Annotated in this window: 24 protein-coding genes; 3 read left to right on the forward strand and 21 right to left on the reverse strand. The window is 65.2% G+C overall.

Translation table 11 applies throughout. From position 1 onward, the window contains the following. From VFA60_15120 to ndhC, 4 genes are all read right to left on the reverse strand, one after another. Positions 1-937 (reverse strand): complex I subunit 1 family protein (locus VFA60_15120; protein HZQ93121.1); only part of this gene is annotated, 937 nt, incomplete at its 3' end. 89 nt (positions 938-1,026) lie between these two features. Beyond that, positions 1,027-2,226, reverse strand: coding sequence for an NADH-quinone oxidoreductase subunit D (locus VFA60_15125; protein HZQ93122.1), 1,200 nt, complete (start codon positions 2,224-2,226; stop codon positions 1,027-1,029). Positions 2,227-2,260: 34 nt separating this feature from the next. Then, entirely contained in the window at positions 2,261-2,842 is a 582-nt protein-coding gene (locus VFA60_15130) for an NADH-quinone oxidoreductase subunit C (GenBank protein HZQ93123.1), read from the reverse strand. Positions 2,843-3,125: 283 nt separating this feature from the next. Then, positions 3,126-3,482, reverse strand: a complete 357-nt coding sequence (ndhC, locus tag VFA60_15135; protein ID HZQ93124.1) for an NADH-quinone oxidoreductase subunit A — start codon at positions 3,480-3,482, stop codon at positions 3,126-3,128. A gap of 272 nt (positions 3,483-3,754) precedes the next feature. Here ndhC and VFA60_15140 point away from each other — a divergent pair, with 272 nt between their 5' ends. Next, complete coding sequence (locus VFA60_15140; protein ID HZQ93125.1) at positions 3,755-4,927, forward strand: multicopper oxidase domain-containing protein; 1,173 nt, start codon at positions 3,755-3,757, stop codon at positions 4,925-4,927. Positions 4,928-5,195: 268 nt separating this feature from the next. Here VFA60_15140 and VFA60_15145 read toward each other — a convergent pair whose 3' ends face one another. Continuing rightward, the gene (locus tag VFA60_15145) at positions 5,196-6,323 is read right to left on the reverse strand and encodes a DUF4234 domain-containing protein (GenBank protein HZQ93126.1); all 1,128 of its coding nucleotides are present in this window, start codon (positions 6,321-6,323) and stop codon (positions 5,196-5,198) included. A 670-nt stretch (positions 6,324-6,993) separates the two neighbouring features. On the opposite strand from VFA60_15145, the gene lysS reads away from it, so the two are divergent. Further along, positions 6,994-8,556, forward strand: a complete 1,563-nt coding sequence (lysS, locus tag VFA60_15150) for a lysine--tRNA ligase (protein ID HZQ93127.1) — start codon at positions 6,994-6,996, stop codon at positions 8,554-8,556. A gap of 138 nt (positions 8,557-8,694) precedes the next feature. Here the strand turns inward: lysS and VFA60_15155 are convergent, their stop codons facing one another. The 16 genes from VFA60_15155 to VFA60_15230 all read right to left on the reverse strand — a co-directional run bounded on the left by VFA60_15155 (position 8,695) and on the right by VFA60_15230 (position 24,301). Next, positions 8,695-10,260 (reverse strand): amidohydrolase family protein, encoded by a 1,566-nt coding sequence (locus tag VFA60_15155; protein HZQ93128.1) that lies wholly within the window; start codon positions 10,258-10,260, stop codon positions 8,695-8,697. Between the two features lie 49 nt (positions 10,261-10,309). Beyond that, entirely contained in the window at positions 10,310-12,547 is a 2,238-nt protein-coding gene (gene gspD, locus VFA60_15160; GenBank protein ID HZQ93129.1) for a type II secretion system secretin GspD, read from the reverse strand. Positions 12,548-12,616: 69 nt separating this feature from the next. Then, positions 12,617-13,303 (reverse strand): hypothetical protein, encoded by a 687-nt coding sequence (locus tag VFA60_15165; protein HZQ93130.1) that lies wholly within the window; start codon positions 13,301-13,303, stop codon positions 12,617-12,619. Positions 13,304-13,309: 6 nt separating this feature from the next. Beyond that, complete coding sequence (gene gspM, locus VFA60_15170) at positions 13,310-13,867, reverse strand: type II secretion system protein GspM (protein HZQ93131.1); 558 nt, start codon at positions 13,865-13,867, stop codon at positions 13,310-13,312. Further along, the gene (locus VFA60_15175; GenBank protein ID HZQ93132.1) at positions 13,864-15,351 is read right to left on the reverse strand and encodes a PilN domain-containing protein; all 1,488 of its coding nucleotides are present in this window, start codon (positions 15,349-15,351) and stop codon (positions 13,864-13,866) included. The genes gspM and VFA60_15175 overlap by 4 nt, the downstream gene beginning before the upstream one ends. Next, positions 15,341-16,384, reverse strand: coding sequence for a type II secretion system protein GspK (locus tag VFA60_15180; protein ID HZQ93133.1), 1,044 nt, complete (start codon positions 16,382-16,384; stop codon positions 15,341-15,343). The genes VFA60_15175 and VFA60_15180 overlap by 11 nt, the downstream gene beginning before the upstream one ends. Beyond that, complete coding sequence (locus VFA60_15185) at positions 16,381-17,079, reverse strand: prepilin-type N-terminal cleavage/methylation domain-containing protein (protein HZQ93134.1); 699 nt, start codon at positions 17,077-17,079, stop codon at positions 16,381-16,383. Before VFA60_15185 ends, VFA60_15180 begins: the two co-directional genes overlap by 4 nt. After that, positions 17,076-17,480 carry a prepilin-type N-terminal cleavage/methylation domain-containing protein gene (locus VFA60_15190; protein ID HZQ93135.1) on the reverse strand — a complete coding sequence of 135 codons (405 nt, stop codon included), beginning with the start codon at positions 17,478-17,480 and terminating at the stop codon, positions 17,076-17,078. Before VFA60_15190 ends, VFA60_15185 begins: the two co-directional genes overlap by 4 nt. A 59-nt stretch (positions 17,481-17,539) precedes the next feature. Beyond that, entirely contained in the window at positions 17,540-18,043 is a 504-nt protein-coding gene (locus tag VFA60_15195; protein HZQ93136.1) for a prepilin-type N-terminal cleavage/methylation domain-containing protein, read from the reverse strand. After that, a complete protein-coding gene (gene gspG / locus VFA60_15200) occupies positions 18,040-18,468 on the reverse strand; it encodes a type II secretion system major pseudopilin GspG (protein HZQ93137.1) in 429 nt (142 codons plus the stop codon). The genes VFA60_15195 and gspG overlap by 4 nt, the downstream gene beginning before the upstream one ends. An 8-nt stretch (positions 18,469-18,476) precedes the next feature. Then, positions 18,477-19,697 carry a type II secretion system F family protein gene (locus VFA60_15205; GenBank protein HZQ93138.1) on the reverse strand — a complete coding sequence of 407 codons (1,221 nt, stop codon included), beginning with the start codon at positions 19,695-19,697 and terminating at the stop codon, positions 18,477-18,479. Further along, on the reverse strand, positions 19,697-21,448 hold the full coding sequence (gspE, locus tag VFA60_15210) for a type II secretion system ATPase GspE (protein HZQ93139.1): 1,752 nt from the start codon (positions 21,446-21,448) through the stop codon (positions 19,697-19,699). Before gspE ends, VFA60_15205 begins: the two co-directional genes overlap by 1 nt. Further along, positions 21,448-22,020 (reverse strand): hypothetical protein, encoded by a 573-nt coding sequence (locus VFA60_15215; protein HZQ93140.1) that lies wholly within the window; start codon positions 22,018-22,020, stop codon positions 21,448-21,450. Before VFA60_15215 ends, gspE begins: the two co-directional genes overlap by 1 nt. A gap of 110 nt (positions 22,021-22,130) precedes the next feature. Continuing rightward, on the reverse strand, positions 22,131-22,769 hold the full coding sequence (locus VFA60_15220) for a hypothetical protein (GenBank protein HZQ93141.1): 639 nt from the start codon (positions 22,767-22,769) through the stop codon (positions 22,131-22,133). A gap of 67 nt (positions 22,770-22,836) precedes the next feature. Beyond that, on the reverse strand, positions 22,837-23,400 hold the full coding sequence (locus VFA60_15225) for a sigma-70 family RNA polymerase sigma factor (GenBank protein HZQ93142.1): 564 nt from the start codon (positions 23,398-23,400) through the stop codon (positions 22,837-22,839). 157 nt (positions 23,401-23,557) lie between these two features. After that, positions 23,558-24,301 carry a class I SAM-dependent methyltransferase gene (locus tag VFA60_15230; GenBank protein ID HZQ93143.1) on the reverse strand — a complete coding sequence of 248 codons (744 nt, stop codon included), beginning with the start codon at positions 24,299-24,301 and terminating at the stop codon, positions 23,558-23,560. A 253-nt stretch (positions 24,302-24,554) separates the two neighbouring features. Between VFA60_15230 and VFA60_15235 the strand changes: the two genes are divergently transcribed. Next, on the forward strand, positions 24,555-25,706 hold the full coding sequence (locus VFA60_15235) for an acyltransferase (protein ID HZQ93144.1): 1,152 nt from the start codon (positions 24,555-24,557) through the stop codon (positions 25,704-25,706). The last annotated feature ends 16 nt before the right edge of the window (positions 25,707-25,722 follow it).

Below are 25,722 nucleotides of genomic sequence, written 5' to 3' on the forward strand. Positions count from 1 at the left end.
CCAGCACGCCAGGGAAAACCGCGAACGCCAAGTCCCATGTAGGACCAGCCAGCCAGTTCGGGAACGGACGGAGCCAACCGCCCAGCCACAGCGTCGCGGCTATGGACGAGACGGCGAACATGCCCGCGTACTCGGCGAGCATGAACAGTGACCAGCGCAATCCGCTGTATTCGGTGTGGAAGCCGGCGACGAGTTCCGACTCGGCTTCGGGCAGATCAAACGGCGCGCGGTTGGTTTCGGCGATCATCGCGATGGCGAAGATTCCGAATGCGATGAAGCCGAGCGGGAAGAACTTGAAGATGAACCAGGTGCCCTGCAGCTTCTGGGCTTCGACAATCTTGACCATGCTCAACGTGCCGGCGCCGTTCCAGCCCGCGGTGAAGCTGGTCATCATGATTGCGGACACGATCGCCAATCCCATAGCCACTTCGTACGAGACCATCTGCGCCCTCGACCGCAGCGATCCCATCAGCGGATAGTGCGAGTTCGACGCCCATCCCGCCATGATGATCCCGAGCACGCCCAGCGACGACACCCCCAGCATGAACAGCAGCCCGATGTTCATGTCGGTCACGGCATGCGTCGGCCCGAACGGCACCACAATAAAGACGGTGAACGCCGCAATCACCACCGCCACCGGCGCCAGCCAGAAAACCACGCGGTCGGCCTCGTCGGGCACGATGTCTTCTTTAATAAGCAGCTTGAGGGCGTCGGCAATCGGCTGCAGCAGCCCATGCGGCCCCACGCGCATCGGCCCCAGCCGCACCTGCATGTGCGCCAGGATCTTGCGCTCCAGCCAGTTCATGGCGATCACCGCAACCGAAATCCCGGTGAAGATCAGGAGGATGTAGATCAGCGCCCACACCGCTCCCCACATCGGATCGCCATACTGACCCGGCGTGCCGCTCGATTTCAGGTAGTCCAGGAAGCTTTGCATTTCAGAAGCTGGCAGTTAGCGCTTAGCAATTCGCATTTGGCCCCTGCGCTTCACGGCTAAATGCCAGGTGCGAACTGCTAAGTGCCGCCCTACCGATCCACTTCCCCCAGCACGATATCAATCGTCCCAATCACCGCCACCACGTCGGCCACCAGCGCCCCGCGCACCATTTTGTCGAGCGCCTGAAGATTCACGAACGACGGCGGCCTCACGCGCACCCGATACGGCTGCGTGGACCCGTCGCTCACGATGAAGTATCCCAGCTCGCCCTTGGGCGCCTCGATCGAGTGATAAATCTCGCCCACGGCCGGCTTGATGACCTTGGGAATCTTGGCCATGATCGGCCCTTCCGGCAGCCCGTCCACCGCCTGCTGGATGATGCGCAGCGACTGCCGCATCTCGGCGATGCGCACCAGGTACCGGTCGTAGGTGTCGCCGTTGGACCCAATCGGAATCTCGAAGTCGAAGTCCTTGTACGCCGCGTAGGGCTGCGCCTTGCGCAGGTCCCACTTCACGCCGGAAGCGCGCAGCACCGGCCCGGTCACGCCCAGGTCAATCGCGTCTTTCGCGCTGATGAATCCCACGCCCTTGGTCCGCTCCACCCAGATGCGGTTCGTCGTCAGCAGCGTCTCGTACTCGTCAATCTTGGGCGCCACGAACTTGCTGAACTTGCGGACGTCTTCCTCGAACCCGTCGTAGGTCTCGTACAGGCAGCCGCCGATGCGAAACGCATGCGTCGTGAGCCGCGCCCCGCAGTACTTCTCGAAGATCTTCAGGATCTCTTCGCGGTCGCGGAAGGTGTAGAACAGCGGCGTGATGGCGCCGATATCGAGCGCGTGCGTGCCCAGCCACAGCATGTGGCTCGCCAGCCGGTTCAGCTCCGCCAGGATCACCCGGATGTACTGCGCCCGCGGCGGCGCCTCCACGTTGAGGATTTTTTCCACCGCTTCGCAGTAGCCGAGTCCGTTCGAGACCGCCGCCACGTAGTCCATGCGGTCCACGTACGGATTGAACATCGTGTAGGTGCGGTGCTCGGCAATCTTCTCCACGCCGCGGTGCAGATATCCGATCACGCACTCGGTGCCCAGCACCTTTTCGCCGTCCAGCTTCAGGATGACGCGCAGCACGCCGTGCGTCGAAGGATGCTGCGGGCCCATGTTGAGCACCAGCTCGTTGGCGTCGAGGAACGTCTCATCGCGCCGCGCGCGTTCCTGTTGCGTCAGCCGGAGCTGCGCCTCGGGCGTGTCGAGATCCAGATGCGCCGTGCCCGGATTGTGCTCGTCTTTCATTGGCTCGCGCGCCGCCGTCCGCCGGCGGCAAAACTCACTGCCCCGATTCAATCCCCAGGTTGATCCTCACCCACTCATTGTCCTGCTGGATGATCCCGTAGTCCTTGCGCAGCGGATGTCCCTTCCAGTCGTCAGGCAGCAGGATGCGGCGCATGTCCGGATGCCCGTCGAACTGCACGCCGAACATGTCGAATGCCTCGCGCTCCAGCCAGTTCGCCGTTCCCCACAGCGCCACTACGCTGGGCGCGGCTTCGCCTTCGGCCACGCCGGTCTTCACCCGAATGCGCTCGTTGCGCGCAAAGCTGTACACGATCCACACCACCTCGAACTGCTTGGCGCGCTCCGGATAGTGCACGCAGGTCACGTCCACCAGGTAGTCGAACTCTTCATCGTCACGCATCAGCGCCAGCACGTCGTAAGCGACCGAACGATCGACGATCAAATAATTCTGGCCGAGATATGTGCTCGCCTCGCTGATGCCCGATCCAAAGCGCTGGCGCAGGCGCGCCACCATCTCCGACTCCCACGGCTGCGCCGCGGGTCCAGATGGTTTAGCGGGGGCGGCGTGGCCGCCTTCAGAAGGCTTTGCGGGTTGGGACTTGGCTTCGTCGGCCATTCGCGTCCTGCACACAACCGCGGGCGCGCCCACTCTGCCCGAAGCGCGCACCGGCCCAAAGGCTCTGTCAACAGCTACTTACGTGCCAAAAGGAGCGAGAATCCTGAAGAAACTTACTTGTAACAGCTTGCAGCAACGAGTGTCAACGCGCCTGAGGGACGGCCGCGTTCTGCTCAGGCGTGAGCTGCTTGGCTGGGTGATCTTGCGATGCTTCGACAACGCCGGTCTGGCAGCGACCGGCTTCCATTCGGCAGTTCCGCAGTTCGGCAATTCGGCAATTGCGCTACACCCACTCCAGCGCGCCCTTTTTCCATATCCAGATGTACCCGACGACCAGGATCGCCAGGAACACCATCATCTCCATGAAGCCGAACCAGGCCAGCGCCTTGAACTGCACCGCCCAGGGGAACAGGAAGATGGTTTCCACGTCGAAGACGACGAACAGGATGGCGACAATGTAGAAGCGCACCGTGTAGCGCCCGCGCGCGCCGTCCACCGGATCAATGCCGCATTCGTACGGCATGAGCTTCGTCTTGAACGGGTTCTCCGGACGCACCAGCTTGGCGATGACGAGCGTCACCACCGGAATCGCCAGCGCCACCAGGATGAACAGGAACGCGGGAATGTAGTTCTGCGGCATCCGCCGCACATCATACCAAATCTTGACTTACCACGGATTCTCACGCATGAACACGGACCTGGACGAGATGGACCCGCCGCCTGCGGCCGGGCGCCGTCAGGGCCGCGCTACATGACCGCCTCTTGCCGTTGAGGTGGTCCTCTCGGAATCCGCTCTCCCACGGATTCTCGTGAACACCGAGTGAGACCTGTTTCGAATTTCTGTCCATCCGCGGTGAGCTTGCGCCTTTTCGCCGTCCGCGCGCACAATGTCCACCGCCTGGAGAGGCCCCAATGCTCAAAGCACTGCGCACTACTGCGGTTTTGCTCTGTTGTTCCACGTTCCTTCTCGCCCAAGCTCCGCCGTCGCCGAAAAAACCAGCCGCCAAGTCCCCGGCCGGCAAAGTCCGCAACTACTTCATCGCCGCCGACGAGGTCGAGTGGGACTACGCCCCGCTCGGCATGGACCACATGACCGGCAAGCCCTTCGACAAGCTCGCTAGCGCCTTTGTGGACAAAGCGCCCAACCGCATCGGCCACATCTATCGCAAGGCCGTCTATCGCGAGTACACCGACGCCACATTCCAGCACCTCAAGCCGCGCCCCGAAGCCGAGCAGCACATGGGCATCCTCGGCCCCGTGATCCGCGCCGAGGTCGGCGACACCATCAGGATCACCTTCAAGAACAACGCCACCCAGCCCTACAGCATGCATCCGCACGGCGTCTCTTATAAGAAGGACTCGGAGGGCTCGCCCTACGCCAACATGTCCATGGCCGCCACCGGCCTGGTGCCGCCCGGTCAGACGCACATCTACACCTGGGAGGTGCCCGAGCGTGCCGGCCCCGCGAATGGCGACGAAAGCTCCGCGCTCTGGCTCTACCACTCGCACAACTACGAACCCAAAGACGTGAACGCCGGCCTCGTCGGTCCGCTCATCATCACCCGCCGCGGCATGGCGCGGCCCGACGGCAGCCCCAAAGATGTGGATCGCGAAGTCTTCGCCTTTTTCATGGTCTTCGACGAGATCCGCTCGCACTACATCGACCACAACATCAACACCTACGCCGGCGATCCCAGCACGATCAAGGACCGCTCCGAGTTCTTGCCCTTCGACGCCAACGGCGACCCCAACATCCTGCTCGGCTCCGGCTTCGCCGCCGTGAACCACAAGTACGCCATCAACGGATTCCTCTACGGCAACAATCCCCCCATCAGGATGAAGCGGGGCCAGCACGTGCGCTGGTACCTGATGACCATGGGCGACGCCTTCAACTTCCACACGCCGCACTGGCACGGCAACGTCGTCACCGTGGACCACCACAATGCCGACATCGTGGCACTCTCGCCGGCACAGTTCGTCATCGCCGACATGACGCCCGACAACCCCGGCACCTGGATGTTCCACTGCCACATCAGCGAACACATGGAAGCCGGCATGATGACGAATTACGAAGTGACGGAGTAGCGGGCAAATCCTTCGGAATTGTCATCCCGAGGAGCGGAGCGACGAGGGATCTGCTTTTGATTCTCGGTGGAAGCACCGGGCTTTAGCCCGGTGAACAAACGCGGAACAGCTCGGGGCTTTAGCCCCGGAACGAAAGAGTGTTCCCACGTCCGCGCCGTGTTTGCGGCGAGCACGGACCGTGTGGCCGCGGGCGAATCGGGGCCCCCGGCGCGCCTGCTTTTGGCGAGGCGGGGTGAGGACCCCGCCCGCGCTCGCATCATGCGGAGCCTCATTCCTTCTCGATCTGCAACCCTCCCCAGAACGCAAACGCAAACACCGTCGCCGCCAGGAACTCGAACAGAATGTCTTTGGGCTGAAAGAAGCCGCTCAGGGTTGCGCCGTGGAACTTCGTGCGGATGTATAGGAAGTTCACCACGCCGCCCACCAGCATGTCGCCGAGCTGGCCCGCGGCCGCGCCCACCCAGATCGCCAGCCACAGCGGCGAGCGGGTCATGCGCAACGCCAGCGCCAGCCCGCCCAGCGTGAACGACGCAGCCATGAAGGCGAGTAGCATCGATATCGGACGCCAGTCCGTGTGTCCGGCCATGATCGCGCTCACGATGGCGCGCTCGATCAGCCGCAGGACCGAGTACGCGCCTGCCGCCGCAAAAATCCCGCCCCACTCGTTGCGAATGGGACGAAGCAACAGCAGCACGCACGCCGCCAGCAGCAGGTCGCCGATGAAGGCCATCACCGCGAACCATATCGGGACTGCCGCCTGCCGCATGACCATCGGTCCGATGAAAAAGGTGAACGCGGTAGAGAGCAGCAACGCCACCGTGAAGGCCACGATCGGCATCCATCGGATGCGCGCGCCCGCCAGCCCCAGGAGCTTTCGCAGGCCTTCGCCGGCGTCTTCCGCCGCGGGCGCGTAAGTCACACTGCCCGGCCGAGCGCCCACCACATGCCGCTGCCAGTGCGCGTTCAGGCTGCTCTGGCAGGTGAGGAAGCCGGCCAACACCATCGCCTCGGTAATCAACGCCAGCGCCGGGTGAATGAAACCCACAACGCAGTTGCCAGCGATGCCGCCGATGAGCAGTCCGCGCGCCAGCCCGGTGTTGAGCAGCGGATCACCCAGTCCTTCCTTACGCTGCATGCCGTGGATCGTCCCCGTAAAGTCGATCAGCACGCGGAAGAACCAGTAGATGTTGAAGAACGGAATCAGCAGGAACCCCGCCGCCTGCCCGGGCTGCACCGTCGTGACGCCGGGCGAATGCGCGCGCATCTCCTTGTAGATCTGGTACAGCCAGTAGACCCAGTAGATGTTGGCGGTGATCAGCAGCAAGCCGGCCATCGCCGGCAGATTGCGTGGCTTTCCCAGGGGAGCCGCAACAGCGGCCGATGCCGCAGCAGACATGTTTGCCTCCGGTCGAGCGGGCCCGGGGCCTATCGCGAATTGCGCGCCATTATGGCCATCCGCCCGCCAGACGCAAGGGAAATCTGCAACGCGGACCCACGAAAGGATGGCCGCGCAGAAGGCGCCCACGTTCGCGCCGCGTTCTTTGCTGCGCTAACGTGGGGACAACCGTCCAAACGAGGCACTTCACGTTGTAGCGACGGGCGCCCTCGCCCGTCGGCGCGCCGCAGGCGCGCTTGGAAAATAGCCCGGCGCTTCCAGCGCCGGGTACGGCGCCACCAGAGAATGCCGTCCCGTAGGGACGGCATCTCGGTGGGAGCACCGGGCTTTAGCCCGTTGAATACAAGCGCTCACCAATCGGGGCTATAGCCCCGGGGCCCGCGGCGCAGCCAGCAGCGGTTCCCTGTCGCACCTTGTCGCTTGCAATCCACAGCCTGGACATGTCAACCTCGGGAAAACTCACGCACGCGGCCTATAGCTATAAGACATTGTTCTTTGTTCCCAATACTTTGCCTCTAAGCCATCTGAACTCAAAGACCCGGAAACAGGGTTTCGCCAACTCATCGATTCCCAAAGACCGCGCCAAAACCCACCGGGGGGCTGCGCACGCGGCGTGCCATTTATAATTCCTTGCTTTGTCGCTACGTTCTGCGCAACCCAGGTGAACTGATTGTCTCTTGACGAAAAAATCTACGAGCAGCGCCGCGAGAAGCTGAAGCAGATCGAGGCGCTGGGGCAGGAAGCCTATCCGCGCCGCTTCGAAGCGTCGCACTCGGTTTCGCAAATTCTGAGCGCCTACTCCGGCAAGACCGGCGAGCAACTCGAACACGAGCGCGTCAACGTCACCGTCGCCGGCCGCATCCGCGCCATCCGTCTCATGGGCAAGGCCGGCTTCGCGCATATCCAGCAAGGCGGCGGGCGGCTTCAGGCCTACATCAAGAAGGACGACGTCGGCGAGAAAGGCTTCGAGCTCTGGAAGCTGCTCGATATCGGCGACCACATCGGCGTGCGCGGCTACCTGTTCCGCACGCGGACGGGCGAGCTCACCGTCCACGTCGCCGAGATCACGTTCCTGTCAAAAGACCTGCTGCCGCTGCCGGAAAAATGGCACGGCCTCACCGACGTCGAACTGCGCTATCGCCAGCGCTACGTGGACCTGGTGATGAACCCCGAAGTCCGCGACGTATTCGTGAAGCGCAGCAAGGTCGTGCAGGCGATCCGCGCGTTCCTGGAATCGCGCGGCTACATCGAAGTCGAGACGCCCATGCTTCAGCCGATCGCCGGGGGCGCCACGGCCAAGCCATTCATCACCCACCACAACACGCTCGACATGGACCTGTACCTGCGCATCGCGCCCGAGCTTTACCTGAAGCGGCTCATCGTGGGCGGGCTGGATCGCGTGTACGAAATCAATCGCAACTTCCGCAACGAGGGCATCAGCACGCAGCACAATCCCGAGTTCACCATGCTGGAGTTCTACCAGGCGTACGCCGGCTATCGCGACCTGATGGACCTGACCGAGCAGATGCTGGCCGAAGTCGCGCGCCAGGTGAACGGCGCCACCAAAGCTCGGTTCGGCGACAAAGAGTTCGATTTCGCCGGCTGGCAGCGCCTCTCCATGCGCGAGGCCATCATCAAGTACTGGCCGGAGAAGGCCGCGCCAAAGCCGCAAATGAGCGATTTCGCCACCGCCGGCTCAGTCGCCACGCTGGTGAAGCGCTTCAACGCGGCGCACACGCCGCACATGCCGTTCGATCCCACCGATCCGCCCGGAAAAACGATCGCGGCGCTCTTCGAGGCCGCGGCCGAAGAGCACCTGATCCAGCCGACGATCCTCTACGACTTCCCGCTGGCCATCTCTCCGCTCTCCAAGCGCAAGCCCGACGAGCCCGATTGGGTGGAGCGCTTCGAGATCTTCATCGGCGGGCTGGAGATCGGCAACGCCTTCAGCGAATTGAACGATCCCGAGGAGCAGCTGCGCCGCTTCCAGGAACAAGTCGAGCAGCGCAAGCGCGGTGACGAAGAGGCCATGGCCGAGGTGGACCACGACTACGTCCGCGCGCTCAGCTACGGTATGCCGCCGACCGCGGGCGAAGGCGTCGGCATCGACCGCCTCACGATGCTGCTCACCGGCTCGCGCTCCATCCGCGACGTGATCCTGTTCCCGCTCCTGCGCCCGGAGAGGCCACAGGAGACCGCGAGCGAAACTGCCGAAACAAAAAAAGAGACGTAGCAAGCTGCGTCTCTGCACAGGCAGTCATCCTGAGCGAGCGCGAAGCGCGAGTCGAAGGATCCCTACCTGGCCCGTGAAGTTGCCATCGGGATCCTTCGGCCGCGCTTCGCTGACACTCAGCCCCGCTCGGGATGACAGCTAGTAAATGTCCGGTTCGTCCGGCGTAATCTTCCGTCCGCCGCGCAGCACGGTATTGATCTTCGCCAGGTTGCCGATGTCGGCCAGCGGATCGGCGTCGAGCAGCACCAGGTCGCCGAGTTTGCCGGTTTCGATCGTGCCGCTGTCGGCGTCTTTGCCCATGCTGGCTGCGGTGTTGCGCGTGGCGGCGGTGATGGCCTGTATCGGCGTCATGCCTGCCTTCACCAGCAGCGCCAGCTCTCGATGAAGTCCCGGGCCGGCGAAGATGAGCGGGTTCCCTGCTCCGCTGCCGGTGACGATGGGAATGCCGGCCGCGAGCGCCCGCTTCACGTTCTGCTCGGCGCGCTCCTGCTGCTTCTCCAGCAGCGTGCCGATTCTTTCGCCGGTAGGTTCGCGCGGAGCGGGAGGCGCGGGCGCAACGGCTTCCTTCTTGCCGTCTCCGCCTTTGGATTTTTGCCTGGTTTCGGCGGCCTTCTTCGCTGCTTCTTCGGCCTTCTTCGCGTCAGCCTGCGCGGCTTCCATGTCGGCGCGCGTGATCATGCGCTCGTCCAAGACAAGCCGCATCTGCGGCAGCGCGCCTTTCTCGCTGGCAAGGCTCTTCTTCATTACGGGCGAAAGGCTGCGCGCGACGAGCGGATCAGCAAGATAGGTCTTCATGGCTTCCGGCTGGATCAGCGTCACCAGATCGCCCTGCGACGCGAGCGACGGCAGGAACGCGACCTTCTTGGCCGCCATTTCGGCGAGAACGGCATCGCTGACCACTTCCTCCGAAATGCCCTCGATCACGTCGGCGCCGGCTGCAATCGCCGTCAGCGCTTCTTCGTTGTAGCTGACCCAGACGAAGACCTTCAGGTCGTGGCCGTGAGCTTCGGTGATGATCAGCTTCAACACGTCGTCGCTCAAGCGCGGCGCAGGCCGAGCCGCTGGGCCCGAGTCGTAGACAATCTCGAAGGCTTCCCCGCCGTTGTGCGCGACCACGCGCGCCTTCTCGCGCGCCTGGTCCACGTCCTTGATCTCGTACACCTCGCGCTCCTTCACCATGCGCGCGAGCACGGGATATTGATCGGCAGGAATTCCATCGACTGCGGTGAAGGTCGGCCCGGCAGCGATCAGGTGCGGCGCGTTGAGCAGATCGAGCGTGGTCCAATGCTGGAAGTAGCGCTGCTCGACCAGATCGCCCTGAATCAGGCGCGCCGAGGTAACACCGGCGGCGACCAGCGAGTGCATCCAGGCGACGCGCTGCTCTTCACCAACCTCGGCGCGCAGAATGCGGTTCGCGGGGCTGCTGCTGAGCTGCACGCGCGCGTCGAACAAGCCAGGCACAACGTACTTGCCCGTGCCGTCAATCACCTGCGCGCGAGCGGGAGCATCGACGGCAGCGCCGATCGCCTTGATGCGGCCGTTGTCGACCAGGATGGAAACGCCCGTCTGGGGCGGCTTTCCCGTGCCGTCGAACAGCGTGACGTTCTTGATGAGCACGGCCGGCGGCGGAAGCTGCGCCGCCAGCGGAAGCGAGAACAGCAACAGCGTGAGGGCGATGCGGAACAGGGTTCGGCTTGATTGCACCTTCGTACATCTCCTGAGGATGGGCGTTCTACGTCCAATATACCTGCTGTCAGCGCGTGACAGCCTTCTGGAGGTCCTTCTTCATGTTCTTCATGCGCGAGACAAAGTCGTCGGTGATCGCCGCGCCCTGGGAGAGGTCTTCGGCGACGTGCGGCGTGATGAGCAGCACCAGTTCAGACCGCGTCGTGGTGCGGGCCGTGGAGCCGAAGAGCATGCCGACACCGGGAATGTCGCCGAGCAGCGGCACGCGGTTGCGAAGCAGCGTATTGGTGTCGCGAATGATGCCGCCGAGCGCCATCGTCTGGCCGTCCTTCAGCACCACCGTGGTCTGGAACTGAGACTTGTTGATCACCGGACCGCTGTTGGCCTGCAACGTGTTCGCGCCCGGAGTGCTGACTTCCTGTGCCACCGTCAAGGTGACGATGCCGCCGGCGTTCACGCGTGGCGTCACGGTCAGGATGACGCCGGTGTCGCGATACTGCACGCTCTGCGCGAAAAGGCTGGTGCCGCCGTTCGTAACCGGCGTCAGCGCCGAACCGATGGGCACCGGGACTTCGCTCCCCACCTGGACCCGCGCGCTGGTGTTGTCGGTCACCAGAATCGAGGGCGCCGAGAGCGTCTTCACGCGTGACCGGTTCTCCTGCGCGGTGAGGAAGAGCTGGAGAGCGCGCGTATTGCTGAGCACCGCAAAGGTGGACGCCTGAAGCGCCGGGGACTGCCCGGCGGAAAACGACGCCGTTGTCACCAGCGGGTTGAGATTGCTCTTCTGGTCGAGAAACGCGGAGATTCCGAGCGAGAGGTCGCCGGTGAGCGCAACCTCGTACACGCGCGCGTCAATGAGCACCTGGCGCGGGAGCACATCGAGTTCCTGGAGTGTGCGCTGGATGACGTCGTAGTCGTGCGGCGTGCACTGGATGATGAGCGCATTGTTACGCTCGTCGGCCATGATGCGCAGCTCGCCCTGTACGCGCCCCTGTCCGCTTTCAGCCGCCTTGGGCGCGGCTGCGCCTGCCTGCGGGTTCTGCGGCGCGGCATATCCCTGCGGCGGGCCGAGAAGAAGCGCAGGATTCTCGGCCGAAGGGTTCGCGGCCGCCGGCGGCGCCTTGGCCGGCTGTCCGCCGTACAGCTCGTTGAGGATGTCGCGCAACTCGGTCGCCTTGGCGTTCTGCACCTTGTAGACGAAGTTGCGGATGCCGACATCGCGCGAAGGCTGATCGAGCTTCTGGATCCAGGATTCGACTTCCGGAAAAACTTCCGGCGACGGGCTGATGGCGAGAATCGAATTCAGCCGGTCCATGGGAACGAACTGGATGCCGCTGCTGCCGGTGGTCAGGCCGTATCCGGCGAAGACGCTGCGCAACTCGACGATCAGGTTGGCAGCCAGATTGTTCGTGACCGGGAACAGATGCACGCGCTGGCGGCCGAGGACGGGATCGTCGAAGACGTCAACGATCTGCTGCAGTTGCTTCAGCTTGGCCGAGCTCTCGCTGATCAGCATGATGTTGCCCTTTTCCTGGACAACGATCTGCCCGGCAGAGGACATGAACGGCGTGAGGATCTTGCTCATTTCCGACGCCGACATGAACTTCATCGGGACGACCATCAGCGAAAACGCCTCCTCGGGCGGCGGCCCTTCGGCCTTCTTCGCATAGTGGAAATTCATTGCCTGCTGGCGCGCGTTGGCCAGCGGCACGATGCTGTAGTAGCCGTTCGCCTTCACCGCGGCGGCGCCGTTCAGCTCCAGGATCATTTCCAGGACGCTGAACAAGTCCTTGCGCGAGACGCTGGTCGAAGTGTTGATGGTCACCGAGCCCTTCACGGCCGGATCGACCACGTAATTGATCTTCAACTCGCTGCCCACAATGCGCAGCACCTGGTAGAGATCAGCATTTTCCAGGTTCAGAGACACGGCGGCCTCGGGACCGGAACCTTCGGCGGGCTTCAGGTCAGAGGGCTTGATGTCCGCCGGCTTGCTTTCGGCCGTGGCCGGCTCGCCAGGCTTTTCCTGCGCCGTGGGCGCGGCAGGCGCCGGAGCGGGCGGCTGCGCGGGCGCAGCTTGCGGCGCGGCTACGGCCGGCGCTGCCGGCGGATTTCCGGCGTCAGGGCAGCTCTCGATGGGACCAAACGGCGTTTCCATCTTCTGCTTGGGCGCGCCGTTGGGGCACAACGAAGTCTGCTGCTGTTGTGGCGGATTCGCCGGCTGGCCGCCCTGCTGCGCGGCGCCGGAGCGGGGCGCGCGTGCCGAGGCGACGCCGGCGAATGAAACCAGCGCCAGCACAACCATCATCGTCCGGGGCAATCGCGCGTTTCGAACAAGCTTGGCGGATTTGGGGCTCATCATTCGGTTCACTCTGCTCTACTTCGAATTTGCGTCTGCCAGGATCGGCCCAAACGGCGTTTCTACGTATCTCTTGCCCGCGGGCGCCGGCGGCAGGCCTGCCGGAACGAACGGGCTCTGGGGCGCGGCCGGCTGCTGTTGCGGCGGCGCGCTGGCCACGGTCGTGGCGGCCGGAGCACTGGCCGCGGTGGCGACGGCCGGCGGCGGTGGCGCGCTGGAAGCCTGTGTGCGCACGTGCTCGCGACGGAGGCGGGTGGCGGCGTTGTAGAGCATCACTTCGTTGCGCGAACCATCCGCTTCAAAGACCACCGATTGCGCGCGGACTTCCGCCAGCTTGTATCCGTTGAAGTTTTCGCCTTCGAGCACTTTGCGCGGCTTGGGATCGCCTTCGGCGCCGAGCAGCGCAAACTTTTCCTTGCCCAGCATCATGGAGCCGTACACCAGCGGCGGCGGCCCGGAGACGCGGGCCGGCGGCGGCGGCGTGGCGTCGTTGCGCTCGGGATGAAACGGGTTCTGCTGCGCCACCACGGCGTAGTCGCGGGCAGGCTCGGCCGGGGGCATGACCGTGGGCAGCTGCGGCCGCGGCCTGATGGCGGCCGGATTGTTCTGCGCGTCGTAGCCACGCCAGTCGGCGCGGACGCGGTATCCCAGGCCGCCGGCGGTGGCGGCGAGCAGCACGAGAACCAACCAGCGAGTCTTTCGCATATCCCTCTAAGCACCTTTGGCCATGAGGCCGGAAATCACCAGCGTGCAACGCACCCGCTTTTCCTTCTCCACGCCGAAACTGGTGACCTGAAGCTCGTCCACCGACACGAGACGATCGGCGTGCGTGACCGCGTTCATGAACTGCGCCACCTGCGTGATAGGCCCGTTCAAATCCAAGCGCACGGGAACGCGCACATATTTCTCCGAGACGGGCGCAGGCGCGAGGAAGTCGCTGCGCTGCACCTCGAGCTGGAGTTCACCGGCGCGCTGCACGAGCCACGACTGCAACTGCGCGCCGGATTGGGCTGCGTCGGCGGTGGGCAGCAGGCGCTTCTCTTCGGCGTCGAGGCGCAATTGAAGCGCCTGGGTCTGCGCGGCGATCTGCGGGGCGGCGGCGAGCAGTTCCTTTTCCTGGCGCAGCTTTTTCTCGGCGAGGCGGAGTTGCTCGCCCGAGTCCATGAGCTGGTCCGTCCACGGGAGCACCACCCAGTTCAGCAGCGCGAAAACCACGGCCGAAGCGGCGGCGAGCATCACGAATTTCTTTTCACGCGCGGCGAGCGTCATCGGCTGGCCCTCAGCTTCATCTGCATGCGGAAGCGCTCGCCCGCAGGATCGCGAGTGAGCGCGCCGGCGAACTGAACGTCATCGAGCTCGTTGCTGGCCTTCAGCGCAGGCAGCAGAACGGAAGCGGACTTGGCGATGCCGACCAGTTCGACCGTGCCCTGGTGGCAGGTGAAGTTGCTCACCCATGCGTCAGGCGGGAGCTTTTGCGCCACGTCGCTGAGGGCGTCGAGCGGCCTGCGGCCTTTCTGCTGGAAGTCGCGCAGCGTGGCGAGCCGCTGCTCGATCTTTTCCGACTTCGCCTTCTGCAGCGCGATCTTCTCCGCGCTGCGCTGTACCTGCTCGATTTCGTGGCCGTAGCGGCGAAGGAGCAGCCGTTGCTGGACCGGCTTGCGGGCCACCAGCGCGCCCAGCAGAAGCGCGTCGAGCACCAGCAGCGCGATGAGCGGCGCGTTGCGCCAGCGCCGGCGCGCGGCGCGCAGTTCGCGCGGCAGCAGGTTGAGCCGATAGTCGCCGGCCCAGCTCAGGCCGTCGAGCGCCAGGGCGATCGCGCCCCAGAATTCTTCGCTGCCAGAGTCGCGCGCTTCGACCGTCTCGCTGACTTCTTCCGCCTGGCAGAAATAGCTGAGGCGCTCGACCGTTCCGAGCGACGCCAGCGGTTCGCGCCAGTCTTCCGAGCCCGGGCCGGCGACCAGGATCGTGAATGGCTCGGCGCGCGTGGTGCGAAGCGTGGCCAGCGACTGTTGGACCTGTGCGGCAACAGCATCGGCGTTCGCGGCGACGAAACTGCGCGACAGCAGGCAGCGCCCATCTTCGACAACGGCGAGTTCGACCTCGGCGCCGCGTGCTTGCAGAACGATGAGGCGAGGCGAGGTCTTCAGGTCGCGGCCCCGCAGGACCCAGTCGAGCGTGGAAAATTGCGCGGTGGTGAGCCGCGCCGGCGCGTAGCCGGCCTCGCGCAGCAGCGCGGCCAGTTCCTGAACGCGCGTCCGGGGCGCGAAGGCAAGGCTGACGGCAAGCTGCGCGTCGTTCGCGCCCGAGGGAGCGCCGACGGCCGCGTCCCAGCAGAATTCTTCGTCGTCGCTGGGCTTGTAGAGCCCAAGTTGCAGGTCCAGAACGCTGTCGAGTGATTTCTGTGCCGCGGCTGGCAACTGCAGATGGCGCACGATCACTTCACGGCGCGGCAGGCCAAGCACCACGGCGGGCTCTTCGGCGGCGCTCGATCCAAGCACGTCGGCAATGCGCTGCCGCAACTGCTCGGCGCTGAGCTGGGCGAAGTCGTGGATCACGCCCGTCGATGTCAGCCAGCGGCGCTTGTATCCCGGGCGCACGCACGCCAGAAACAGCGACGCGCCCCGCACTTCGAGGCCGAGCGCGGCGCGCCGCACGCTCCATCCGGAGTGGCGCGTGGTCCGAGCCAGGCGCGGCGTGCGCGCAACTGGCGCCAGCTTCTTCAGCGACGCGAAGGCGTAGCGGTCAGCGAACATAAGAGTCATCCCAACTGAGAATGGCGAACGGGACCGCCGGCGCTTCGCTCGAGACCGGCTGCCCGCTCGCGTTCACCAGCCGTCCGAACTGGTCGCGGTGCGTCGCCGGCTGAAAACCGCCCACCTGCACGACGGCGCGGACGCGCGACGTGATGCCGCTGGGCGTCACACCGGCAGCAATCAGCGAGTAGCGGCCGCTGCTGGAAGTGCTCAGATAGTTCATCGTGTCGGTCGAGAGCAGCACCGGATTGTCGTGCACGAAGTCGCTGACCGCGGCGTAAGGCTTCCGCTCGCGTCCCGCGATGATGAGCCGCGCGGTGGCGGGATCCATCGCGGGAATCGCCATCAGCACCGCATACGGCGCGTAATTGATGTTCACCGCCGCGGCGTGCGAGTGCACGGTCAGGCAATCCACCAGGCCGGGCCGGCGAGTGACTTCGCCTTGGTCACTGACCGCGTAGCCTCCATAGAAAAGCTCAGGCGTTACGCCGCGCGCCAGGAGCAGCTCTTCGACCGAACGGAAATCGGCGTTGGCCGGGTGATAAGGCTCGCCAAGATTGCTGTAGTAGCCGTCTTCGGCGCCGCCGGGGCGCGTGTCGGAGTCGGCATCGCGCCAATCTTCGATCGCGGCAGCCAGGTCATGCGCCTGCTGGAATTGCAGTCCGAGATTCATGAACAGGCGCTCGAGGACTTCAGGCGGCGTTGCGTTGACGTCGAATTTGCCCGATTCGTCCTGAACGTCGATGTTGATGCGCGTGTCGCCTTCCGTCCACGTGAGTTCGCGCTGGCCGGGTACGAAAGGCGCCGGCTTGGCCGGATCGCTGCTCACGGCCGTCAGCATCGGGATTGCCTTGTATACGGCGCCGCGGGCGAGGTAGTGCGCCTGCAGGCCTTCTTTGCGCGCGCGCAGTTCTTCACCGCCGCCGCGTACGGTGGTGGAGAGCGCGAAGGCGAGCGCCGTTAGCAGGAACACGCCCCACATTACGGCGATGAGCACCACGCCGCGCTGCCGGGTTTTGTGGGCGCGCCTCACTGCTGCCTCCCTGCCTGCGCCGGATCGCGAGTGAGTGTGACCGGAAGCGTCACGGTTTCGATCTGGCTGCCACGCGTCCACTCGATGCGCACGCCGCACGGCAGGCGATCGTGCTGCTCGGGGTCCCACTCGGCGATCCACTGCGCCGGCTGCTGCGGCGTTGCGGTCAGCAGGTAGGCAAGGCGGATGCGATCGGCGGGATCGCCCACCGGCTCGCTGGCCGGCTCAACCCATCCGCCGAAGCGCAGGCCGTAGTCGCGATACAGCTCGCGGACGATGGAGTCGTTGTCGGTGAGCGCAGATTCGCTGACGAACAGTTGGCGCTTGCCTTCGGGCGCTTCGGCCACGCGGTAGCGCGCGAGAAACGCGGGCCGCGAGCGGTCGGCCTGCCAGGACTCACCGCTCACAAAGCGCAGTTCCGTGGACGAGCCGCTGAAGTCAACGATCGAAATGGGTTTTTCATCGCGTTTGATTTGCAGGACGCGCGGCGAGGCAGCCGCAACCTGGCGCGCGAGCAGCTCGACCCCGGCCACGACGCGGGCGCGATCGGCAAGGCGCTGTTCGCCGCGGCGCCATGCGTTCGCGCCCAGGCGCAGGCCCATGAAGAGGATGAGGATGATGGCGGACGTCATGCTGATGGCGATGACCACCTCCATCAGGGTGAAGCCGGCGGAACGCGGGCGCTGGCGGGTCATCGCTGCGCCTCCGGCGCTTGCTGCGCCCATTGTGTGGTTTCGAGCGCGTAAGTGCGCGCCTCCCGGGCCTCGCCCCAGGCGACTTCGACGCGGATGCGGAACAGCCCGTAGCCGGCGAGCTGCGGCGCCGGACCCGGCGCTGGATCGATCTGCACCCGCCAGCGGTAACCGTCGTCCCAGCGGCCCGACGTTGTGCCGGCAGCGAGCTGCTCGTTGAGGAGCTGTTCGCTCATCTTCTCGCGCGCGTGCAGCAGGGCCGTCTCGTGCGGCCGCATGCGGTCGAGATTGCGCAGCGACTGCGACATGAGCGACACGACAGCGACAAAAGCGGTCGCCATCACCACCGAGGCGACCAGGACTTCCATGAGCGTAAAGCCGCGCTGGGCTACGCGCTTCCCCACGTTAGCGGCCAAAAGACGGCCGCGAACGCGGGACACCCTCATAAGTTGGGCACGCCTCTTCATTCGACCACCTCATCGCGCAGATACAGCGGGCTGACGCGGGCGCGAGCGGTGAGCGGGTCGAGCGTGATGTCCACCCGGCTGCCGCGCTGGTTGGTCAGCTCCAGGCGGGCGCGCTGGCTGGTGCCGTTGGGGAAGAAATGCAGCGGCGGCAGGTCGCGCGTCCACGCGTCGCGCGACTGTTCAAGTTTGAGTTGAACCTGCGCCGGTAACGTGAGGCTCTGGATGGTTTTACCGTCGTCGCGAACGAGCAGAAGCGTTTGTGGCGCCTCCGGCTCGGGGCTGCGCAAAACCGAGTAGCTGCGCGCCTCGTAAATGGCGTGGGTGCGCGCCTGCGCGTAGAAGTTCGACAGCGAGCCGGCGGCGAGGCGCAGCTCCAGGTTGGCGAACGAGCGCGTGACGCTGGGCATGACCAGCGCGGCGGCGACTGCCACAAGCGCCAGCACGACCACAAGCTCCATGAGCGTGTAGCCGCGTTGGCCGGATTGGTGAGCGCGCGTCATTTCCAGGAAACAACGTCTGCGTTGATGCCGTCGCCGCCTTCGCGTCCGTCGGCGCCGTAGCAAACGATTTCGTAATCACCGTGATCACTGGGCTGCTTGTAGTGGTACGGATTGCCCCACGGATCCATCGGGACTTCCTTGGGGATGTAGGGACCGTCCCACTTGTCCACGCCGCTCGGCTTGGTGCGCAGCGCCTGGAGCCCCTGCTCGGTCGTCGGATACGAGCCGACATCGAGGCGATAGGCGTCGAGCGCGGTTTCCAGAGCCGAGATCTGCGCTTTGGCGGCGTTGACCTTGGACTTGTCCACGTTCTTGAACAGGCGCGGGACCACGAGCGCGGCGAGCATCGCCAGGATGGTGAGGACCACCACCAGCTCGATCAGGGTGAAGCCGCGTTGACGTTTTTGCGTCCGAGTGAAGCGCATGCTCTTCCTCATAGCGGAATGTCGTTGATGCTGAAAATCGCCAGCAGAATCGAAATCACAATCGTGCCGACCACGAGGCCCATCACCAGGATCATGGCCGGCTCGAACAGCGCGACCATGTTCTTGATGGCCTGGCGCGTCTCGCGCTCGTAGACGTCGGCGACGTGGAGCAGCATCGCGTCCACCCGCCCGGTTTCCTCCCCGACGCCGAGCAGGTGAATCGAGAGCGGCGGGAACGCGCCGGTCTCGGCCAGCGGGCGGCTCAGGCCTTTGCCCTGCTTCACGCCTTGCGCGGCGCTTTCGACGGCGGCGGCGATTCGCGTGTTGGCCGCGACCTGTCCGGCGATCTGCAGCGAGCGAATCATCGGGACGCCGCCCTGGAGCAGCGTGCCGAGGCTGCGCGCGAAGCGCGTCACCAGCACGCGCTCGATCACGGCGCCGAGCCTGGGCACGCGCAGGATGAAGTGGTCCCAGCGGCTGCGGCCTTCCTTCGTCTGCAGCCAGCGGTAGAAGAGCCACGCGGCGAACGGAATCCCGATGAGCCACGCCCACCATGTCGCGCGGATGAAGTTGCTCACGTTCATCAGGATCTGCGTGGGCAGCGGCAGCGCGGCGCCGGTCTGCTCAAAGACCACGGCGAACTTGGGCACAACGAATTCCAGCAGCGCGAACACCGACGTGCCGCCAACGATGGTCAGCAGCGCGGGATAGATGAGCGCCGAGGTGACCTGTCCGCGAAGTTCGTTCACAGATTCCTGGTAGTCGGCGAGCTGGGCGAAGACGGCGGCGGTGTTGCCGCTGGCTTCGCCGGCCCGAACCATGCTGATGTAAAACGACGGGAACAGGTCTTCGTGGGCTTCGAGCGCGGCGCTCAGGCTCTTGCCGCCCTTCACCGCGCGCAGCGTCTGCTCGAGCGCGGAACGCAGCAGCGGCGATTCGCTCAGCTCGGCGCTGACCGCCAGCGAGCGATCGAGCGGAACGCCGGCAGCGAGCAGCGAAGCCAATGTTCGCGCGAAGACCTGGCGATGCTGTGCCAGGCCCTGGCGGGCGAACAGCGCCTTGATTTTCTGCGTGCCGAGGCGGCTCGCGGCGGTCGCGTCGGCGACGTTGATCGGGATCAGGCCGCGTTCCTGCAGGCGTCCGACGGCGACGAGGCGATCGGCGGCATCAATGGCGCCGTTCACCAGCTTTCCGTCTGCGGTAGCGGCCTGGTATGCGAAGCTCGGCATCAGCTTGCGCCCTCCAGGGCCGCCTCTTCCTGGGTAACGCGCAGGACTTCATCGATCGTGGTCGCCCCGCTGAGGACCAGTTCGTATCCAGACTGGCGCAGCGTGCGCATGCCGGCTTTCCGTGCATGCTCGCGCAGCACGTTGGACTCGCTGGTGCGGGCGACGAGCGACTGCATGGGCTCGTCGACGATCATGAATTCGAAAATCCCGAGACGCCCGCGGAAGCCGGTGTTGCGGCAGGCGGCGCAGCCAACCGCGCGATAGACGGTCAGCGTGCGGCCGGCCCCGGCCGGAACGCAGTCGCTGGGCAGCGCCGAAAGAGACACCTGCTCCGGGTGTTTGCATTCACTGCAAAGCACCCGGACCAGGCGTTGAGCGAGCACAGCAAGCACAGACGAAGAAATCAGGTAAGCGGGCACCCCCATATCCACCAGGCGCGTGATGGCGCTCGGCGCGTCGTTGGTGTGGAGCGTGGAGAACACCAGGTGGCCGGTCAGCGCGGCGCGAATCGCGATCTCGGCGGTTTCCAGGTCGCGGATTTCGCCGACCATGATGACGTCGGGGTCCTGGCGCAGGATGCTGCGCAGCCCCGAGGCAAACGTCAGCCCGATCTGCGTGTTCACGTGCATCTGGTTGACGCCGCTCATCTGGTACTCAACCGGGTCTTCCAGCGTGATGATCTTCTTGTCGGACTGATTGATGTTGCTCAGCGCGGCGTACAGCGTAGTGGTTTTCCCGCTGCCCGTCGGGCCGGTGACCAGAAAAATTCCGTGCGGGCGCGCGGTGACCTGCTTCATGCGCTCGAAGTCGAGATCGTTGAAGCCGAGCGAGCTGAGCGTGATCTTTTTCGATTCGTTGCGCTCCAGGATGCGCATGACTACGCTCTCACCGTAGAGCGTGGGCAGCGAGGAGACGCGCAGATCGATGTCGCGTCCCATCACGCGCAGGCGGATGCGGCCATCCTGCGGCAGGCGGCGTTCGGCGATGTTGAGCTTCGCCGTAAGCTTGATGCGCGAGATGATGGCCGGCGCCATCGCTTTGGCCGGCGACTCGATCGGATAAAGCACGCCGTCAATGCGGAAGCGGACGCGCAGGTCGTCTTCCATCGGCTCGATGTGGATGTCGCTGGCGCGGCTCTCGACGGCTCGCGCAATGAGCATGTTGACATAGCGGATGACCGGCGCTTCCAGCGCCAGGTCGCGCAGGTGCTCCACATCTTCCGCGGCGGCTTCAAGGGCGAGTTCGCCGTCACCGAGCGCGCCGAGGAGTCGGTCAAACTGGCCGGGCTGCGCGCCCGCGCCGAAGAACTTCTCGATGGCGTCGAGGACCTCGGATTCCAGCGCCAGGTACGGCTTGGGCTCGCAGGCGGTGGCCAGCCGGATGGAGTCGAGCGTCTCGTAGTCGAGCGGATCGGCAACGGCGATGTGCAGCACCCCGTCCTGCAGATCGAACGGGAAGAACTTCGCGGCGCGCATGAAGCGCGGCGAGAGACCTTTGATTTCCGGCGGCAGCGAGGGAAACTGGGCGGCCTCGATGACGGGCAGGTCGAGCTGCTCGCTCAGCGCGGCCAGCAGGTCGCGCTCGGCCAGGACGCCGAGATCAACCAGCAGCTTGCCGAGGCGGTCGCGGCTTCCCTGCTGGAGTTCGAGCGCGCGCTCAAGATCAGCCGCCGTGACCTTGCCCGACTCGCTCAGGATCTCGCCGAGAAACTTGCGCCCGGCGCGCACGTGGATGGGAGCGGAAGCGGCCATCAGTATTCCAGCGTCTGGACTTTGCTCATGAAACCGGCGCGGTCGAGCGCGTTGGCGCGGTATTGGTCCACGTCCTTCTTGGCGACGCGCAGCACCGCGGTGCTCTTCTCCACGCCCTGCGCGGTCGCAGCCGAGCCATAAACGATCACGGCCACGGATTCATCCGGCCCGAGCTGGTCGAGCGTGTGGCTGAAGTCGGCAAGCACGCGCTGCGCAAGGTCCTTCGCCTGGTCGAACTTGCGGCGCGCTTCCTCGCGCTTGGCGCGCTCGGTGGCCGCGGTCGGCGTGCCTTCGAACGGCCCCATCGAGGGACGCGACAGGTTGATCTCGAAGGTGAAGATGACCCCGTAGCCGGGCAAGTAGGCGCCGTGCGCGGCGTTGAGGTAGGCGAACGGCGCGGGAAACGCCTGCGTCAGGTTCTGGTTGAGCACCGATTCGAGCACGCGGATTTCGTCGCGCAGACGGGTGATGTTCTGCGGGCCGGAAGCCTTGGCCGCGTCTTGTGGGCCGGCGAACGACAGGGCGCACAGGGCGACGAGGCAGGCGATCAACTTCATCGGGTTCGGTTTCATGTTCCTTCTCTCGACTTCGTATTTCCCGCGGTAAGTCTTTCAGCGGCTGAAGCCGCTTTCATTCACGGCCTTTCGCGAACGGCCTTGAAGGCCGCCCCCTTCAACGCAACTCAACGGCTCAGGCTCGCGGGCCGCACGTTGTCGCGCCACAGGCTTTCCAGCACCAGGTGCTGGCTCTGGACTTCCTGCGCCAGCACCGCCTGCGACTGCTGAAGCTGGCGGACCGTGTAGGCGACTTGTACGCTGTCCGGCGAGGCTGCGGGCTTGGGCGCGGGGGCAACAGCAGGCTGCGCCTGCGCCATGCGCTGGGCAACGGCCGCGTCAACCATGGCCTGGAGCTGCTCCGGCGTGATGGCGGGCGCGTTCGCTGCGTTCTGTGCGACAGGCGCAGGCCTGGCGCCGCCGAAGGCGATGTGCACGCCAGCAGAGTCACGGCTGATCGCGGGACGCACGAGCACGAGCGCGACCAGAGCCGCCATCACGACAGCGGCGCTGGCGCGCGAGAACCACAGGCCGGCAACGTCTAACCAGTTGCGCGCGGCGTGCTGCGGCACCACCACGCCGAGCGGCGGCGCGTCTTCCGCGGGCCAGCCGGCGCGCAGGCGCGCAGAGAGCGACTTGAACTGCGCCAGCTCGGCGCGGCACACGGCGCACGACTGCTCGTGCTGCGCGGCGGCGCGCTCCTGCTCGGCGGAAAGCTCGCCCGACAAGCGCTCAAACATCAGGCCGCGATATTCGTTGCAGACCATGGTTACACCTCGTCCTTGGTGCAATGGATTGGGGAGCAGCGGGGGAAACGGAAAACTGGATCGAGAACTACTGGCGTGCGGCGGCTGCCGGCTGCGCTTCCAGTCCCGCGCGCAACTGGTCGAAGGCGGCATAGAGGCGCGACTTCACCGTGCTGACGGGCGCGTCCACGATGGCGGCAATCTCTTCGAAGCGAAATCCCTCGTAGATCTTGAGCACCACCACTTCGCGCTGCTCGGGCGAGAGGCGCGCAAGCAGCGAGCGCACTGTGATGCGCAACTCGCGCGTGATGGGATCGAGCGGGCCGGCGGTTTCGTCCAGCGCCGCGGCTTCGATCTGCGCCGACCACGCCATGTCCTGCTGGCGGCTGCGGAACTGTGAACGATATTGGTTGACGGCGATCCGGAACAGCCACGAGGCGAACTTGCCGCGCTCGCGCAGGTCCTTGAGCCGGGTGTAGGCGCGCAGGAAGGCGTCCTGCGAGAGATCGCGCGCCTGCTCGCGGTCGCCGGTCATGCGATACAGGAAGTTGTAGAGCGAACGCTGCCATCGCCACACCAGGAGATTGAAGGCCTCCGTGCGGCCGGCCAGGACCTGTTCAACGAGTTCCCTGTCGAGTTCCTGATCGGCCAAACCTGCTTCTCTCCTGTGCAGACGCAGCTACTCTGAAAAAAGACGAGTGGCTGAAAAATATTTGTTATTTGCGCTTGTGACTTGTGACTCCCGGTCCCCGGCCCGACTGCGCCGACGGCTGCAAGCCGGCATCAGCAAGCCACAACCAATAAATCCCTCAATGACTTACGCCGACTATTTCACGCTGCTTCCCGGCCGAGCTTGGGCTTGTTACCGCGTTCGGCTTTTCGGCGGCGATCACAAACTGGTAGGCCAGCAGGCCTTTGCACATGGGAGTGACCGCCCTAAGCAGCCACATGCCCAGGCGTATCCACCAGCTCCCGGCCGAGCGCGGAAAAGCTTCGGGCAGCGGGATGGGTGTAGCACGCAGCTCGGTGATCCTGAGGCCGGCGGCTTCGATCAGCCCAATGAACGTACGCCGTGTGAAGAAGCGCAGGTGCGTGGCATCGAGGATGCCGCGCGGCGCGTACTGAAAGCGTCCGGCGAGCAGGTTCAGCCGCACGTAAACGTTGGCCACGTTGGGCACGCAGGCGATCACCCGGGCGCCGGGGCGCGCGGTGGCGAGCACCTTGGCGAGCGCGGCGGCCGGATCTTTCAGGTGCTCAAGCACGTCGGCCAGGACGATAACGTCGTGGTTCCCTGCCCAGGCGCTGAGGTCGAGCGCCTCCACGTCGCCGATGAGAAGCTCGTCACAGAACGGCCGGGCCTGCTCCGCGCTGCCAACGTCGCGCTCAATGCCGGTGACGTGCAGGCCACGGGCCTTCATCTCGCGATCGAGGTAACCGGTGGCGACACCCACGTCGAGCACACGCGCGTCGCGAGGCACGTCCTCCAGCAGCCGCAGGATGACCTGGTGGCTGCTGCCGGCATGGTCCTTCATGACGTACCTGCCCGAGGTCATAACGAATGAGTACAGAGTGGTCCCCGTTGCCGAAAACTATACCAGAGCACGTAAGAGCGGCAGTTGCAGGCTAAGGCACTTGGGTGGCGCGGCGTGTGCGGAAAACGCCGTATTCGGCCGCTGTTTACTTCTTAGTGATCCTTAGTTCGTGTCCGCCGCCTGGCCGCCGCCGGCACATGCCCGCGAACCTTTCGGCTGCGCCAGAAATACGGCGCCCGCAGTGCCCACGAATTGCGAGGTTATACTGCGAACCGTGATCTCCACCGCCACTGCTCCGCAGCCGGTCAGCGTTGCATCGCCAGCCGGCGCGCGCTTCCACCTGGGTTATGCGCGCACGCTCGACGGAGTGCGCGCCCTAGCCGTCCTGGCGGTGATGTCGGTACATGCCAACCTGCCGGGGATGCGCGGCGGGTTTCTTGGCGTGGAAGCCTTCTTCGTGCTCAGTGGATTTCTGATCACCGCGCTTCTGATGGAGGAGTGGGAGAAGCGAGGCGGCATCAGCCTGCGAATGTTCTACGCCCGGCGCGCGCTGCGGCTCCTGCCTGCCCTGTTCGTCTGCGTTGCGGTGGTCACCCTCTTTACCGCCATGCGAACACCTCCCGAAGACGCGGCCGCCACGCGCCATAGCGCGCTGGCGGCAGTGCTCTACGCGGCCAACTGGGTGCGGGCGTTTCGCATTGAGCCGGCAGCCGACTGGCTGGCGCACACCTGGTCGCTTTCGATCGAGGAGCAGTTCTACATGCTCTGGCCGCCGCTGCTGGCCTGGCTGCTGCGCGGCAGGGTGAAGACGGCACACGTCGTCTTGGCCTTGGCCACAGCAGTGGTGGGGGTCGGCGTGTATCGCGCGGCGCTTTTCGGCGCGGGACGCCCGTGGTATCGGCTCTACAATGGCCTCGACACGCGGGCGGACTGCCTTCTGACCGGCTGCCTGGTGGGAGTGATCGTCGCGGGCGGGATGTTCAACGCCGCAGGACGAGCGGTCACGGCGCTGAGAGCAGCAGCTCTGATGTCTCTGGTGGGAGTGCTAGCGGTCGGCGCCCGGGCGACCTACATGGGCGCGCTGCTCTACCTGGGCGGGATGTCGGTGGTGGCGGTGGGATTCGCGGCGATCATCATGGCGCTGGTCGTCGCGCCGTGGAGGCCGGTAGCGGCGGCCCTGGAGTGGAAGCCGCTGGTGGGAATTGGACGGATCTCCTACGGGCTTTATCTGTGGCATGTTCCCGCATTTCATGCGCTGCGCGACGTGCCGTTGCGGACCCGCTACGTCGTCCTGCTGCAATTCGCGGCGGCGTTTGGGTGCGCCATCGCGTCGTTCTACCTGATCGAAAGACCTTTTCTGCGGCTCAAGCGCCGATTCACGCCCGCGGCCGAACTCAAAGCGCGCGTAATTACCAGCGCCAGCTAGTTCTCACCTTCACACA

The sequence above is a fragment of the Terriglobales bacterium genome, from assembly GCA_035651995.1.
Taxonomy (GTDB): Bacteria; Acidobacteriota; Terriglobia; order Terriglobales; family Acidobacteriaceae; genus DASRER01.

What these genes read in the sequence shown, in the direction of transcription:
- gspG (HZQ93137.1), bottom strand. Translation starts at nt 18,468, where the DNA reads ATGCGCTTCACTCGGACGCAAAAACGTCAACGCGGCTTCACCCTGATC.
- VFA60_15175 (HZQ93132.1), bottom strand. Translation starts at nt 15,351, where the DNA reads ATGTTCGCTGACCGCTACGCCTTCGCGTCGCTGAAGAAGCTGGCGCCA.
- VFA60_15185 (HZQ93134.1), bottom strand. Translation starts at nt 17,079, where the DNA reads ATGACCCGCCAGCGCCCGCGTTCCGCCGGCTTCACCCTGATGGAGGTG.
- VFA60_15215 (HZQ93140.1), bottom strand. Translation starts at nt 22,020, where the DNA reads ATGAAACCGAACCCGATGAAGTTGATCGCCTGCCTCGTCGCCCTGTGC.
- gspE (HZQ93139.1), bottom strand. Translation starts at nt 21,448, where the DNA reads ATGGCCGCTTCCGCTCCCATCCACGTGCGCGCCGGGCGCAAGTTTCTC.
- VFA60_15130 (HZQ93123.1), bottom strand. Translation starts at nt 2,842, where the DNA reads ATGGCCGACGAAGCCAAGTCCCAACCCGCAAAGCCTTCTGAAGGCGGC.
- VFA60_15145 (HZQ93126.1), bottom strand. Translation starts at nt 6,323, where the DNA reads ATGTCTGCTGCGGCATCGGCCGCTGTTGCGGCTCCCCTGGGAAAGCCA.
- VFA60_15220 (HZQ93141.1), bottom strand. Translation starts at nt 22,769, where the DNA reads ATGGTCTGCAACGAATATCGCGGCCTGATGTTTGAGCGCTTGTCGGGC.
- VFA60_15230 (HZQ93143.1), bottom strand. Translation starts at nt 24,301, where the DNA reads ATGACCTCGGGCAGGTACGTCATGAAGGACCATGCCGGCAGCAGCCAC.
- VFA60_15125 (HZQ93122.1), bottom strand. Translation starts at nt 2,226, where the DNA reads ATGAAAGACGAGCACAATCCGGGCACGGCGCATCTGGATCTCGACACG.
- gspM (HZQ93131.1), bottom strand. Translation starts at nt 13,867, where the DNA reads ATGACGCTCGCCGCGCGTGAAAAGAAATTCGTGATGCTCGCCGCCGCT.
- VFA60_15195 (HZQ93136.1), bottom strand. Translation starts at nt 18,043, where the DNA reads ATGACGCGCGCTCACCAATCCGGCCAACGCGGCTACACGCTCATGGAG.
- VFA60_15165 (HZQ93130.1), bottom strand. Translation starts at nt 13,303, where the DNA reads ATGCGAAAGACTCGCTGGTTGGTTCTCGTGCTGCTCGCCGCCACCGCC.
- gspD (HZQ93129.1), bottom strand. Translation starts at nt 12,547, where the DNA reads ATGATGGTTGTGCTGGCGCTGGTTTCATTCGCCGGCGTCGCCTCGGCA.
- VFA60_15140 (HZQ93125.1), top strand. Translation starts at nt 3,755, where the DNA reads ATGCTCAAAGCACTGCGCACTACTGCGGTTTTGCTCTGTTGTTCCACG.
- ndhC (HZQ93124.1), bottom strand. Translation starts at nt 3,482, where the DNA reads ATGCCGCAGAACTACATTCCCGCGTTCCTGTTCATCCTGGTGGCGCTG.
- VFA60_15205 (HZQ93138.1), bottom strand. Translation starts at nt 19,697, where the DNA reads ATGCCGAGCTTCGCATACCAGGCCGCTACCGCAGACGGAAAGCTGGTG.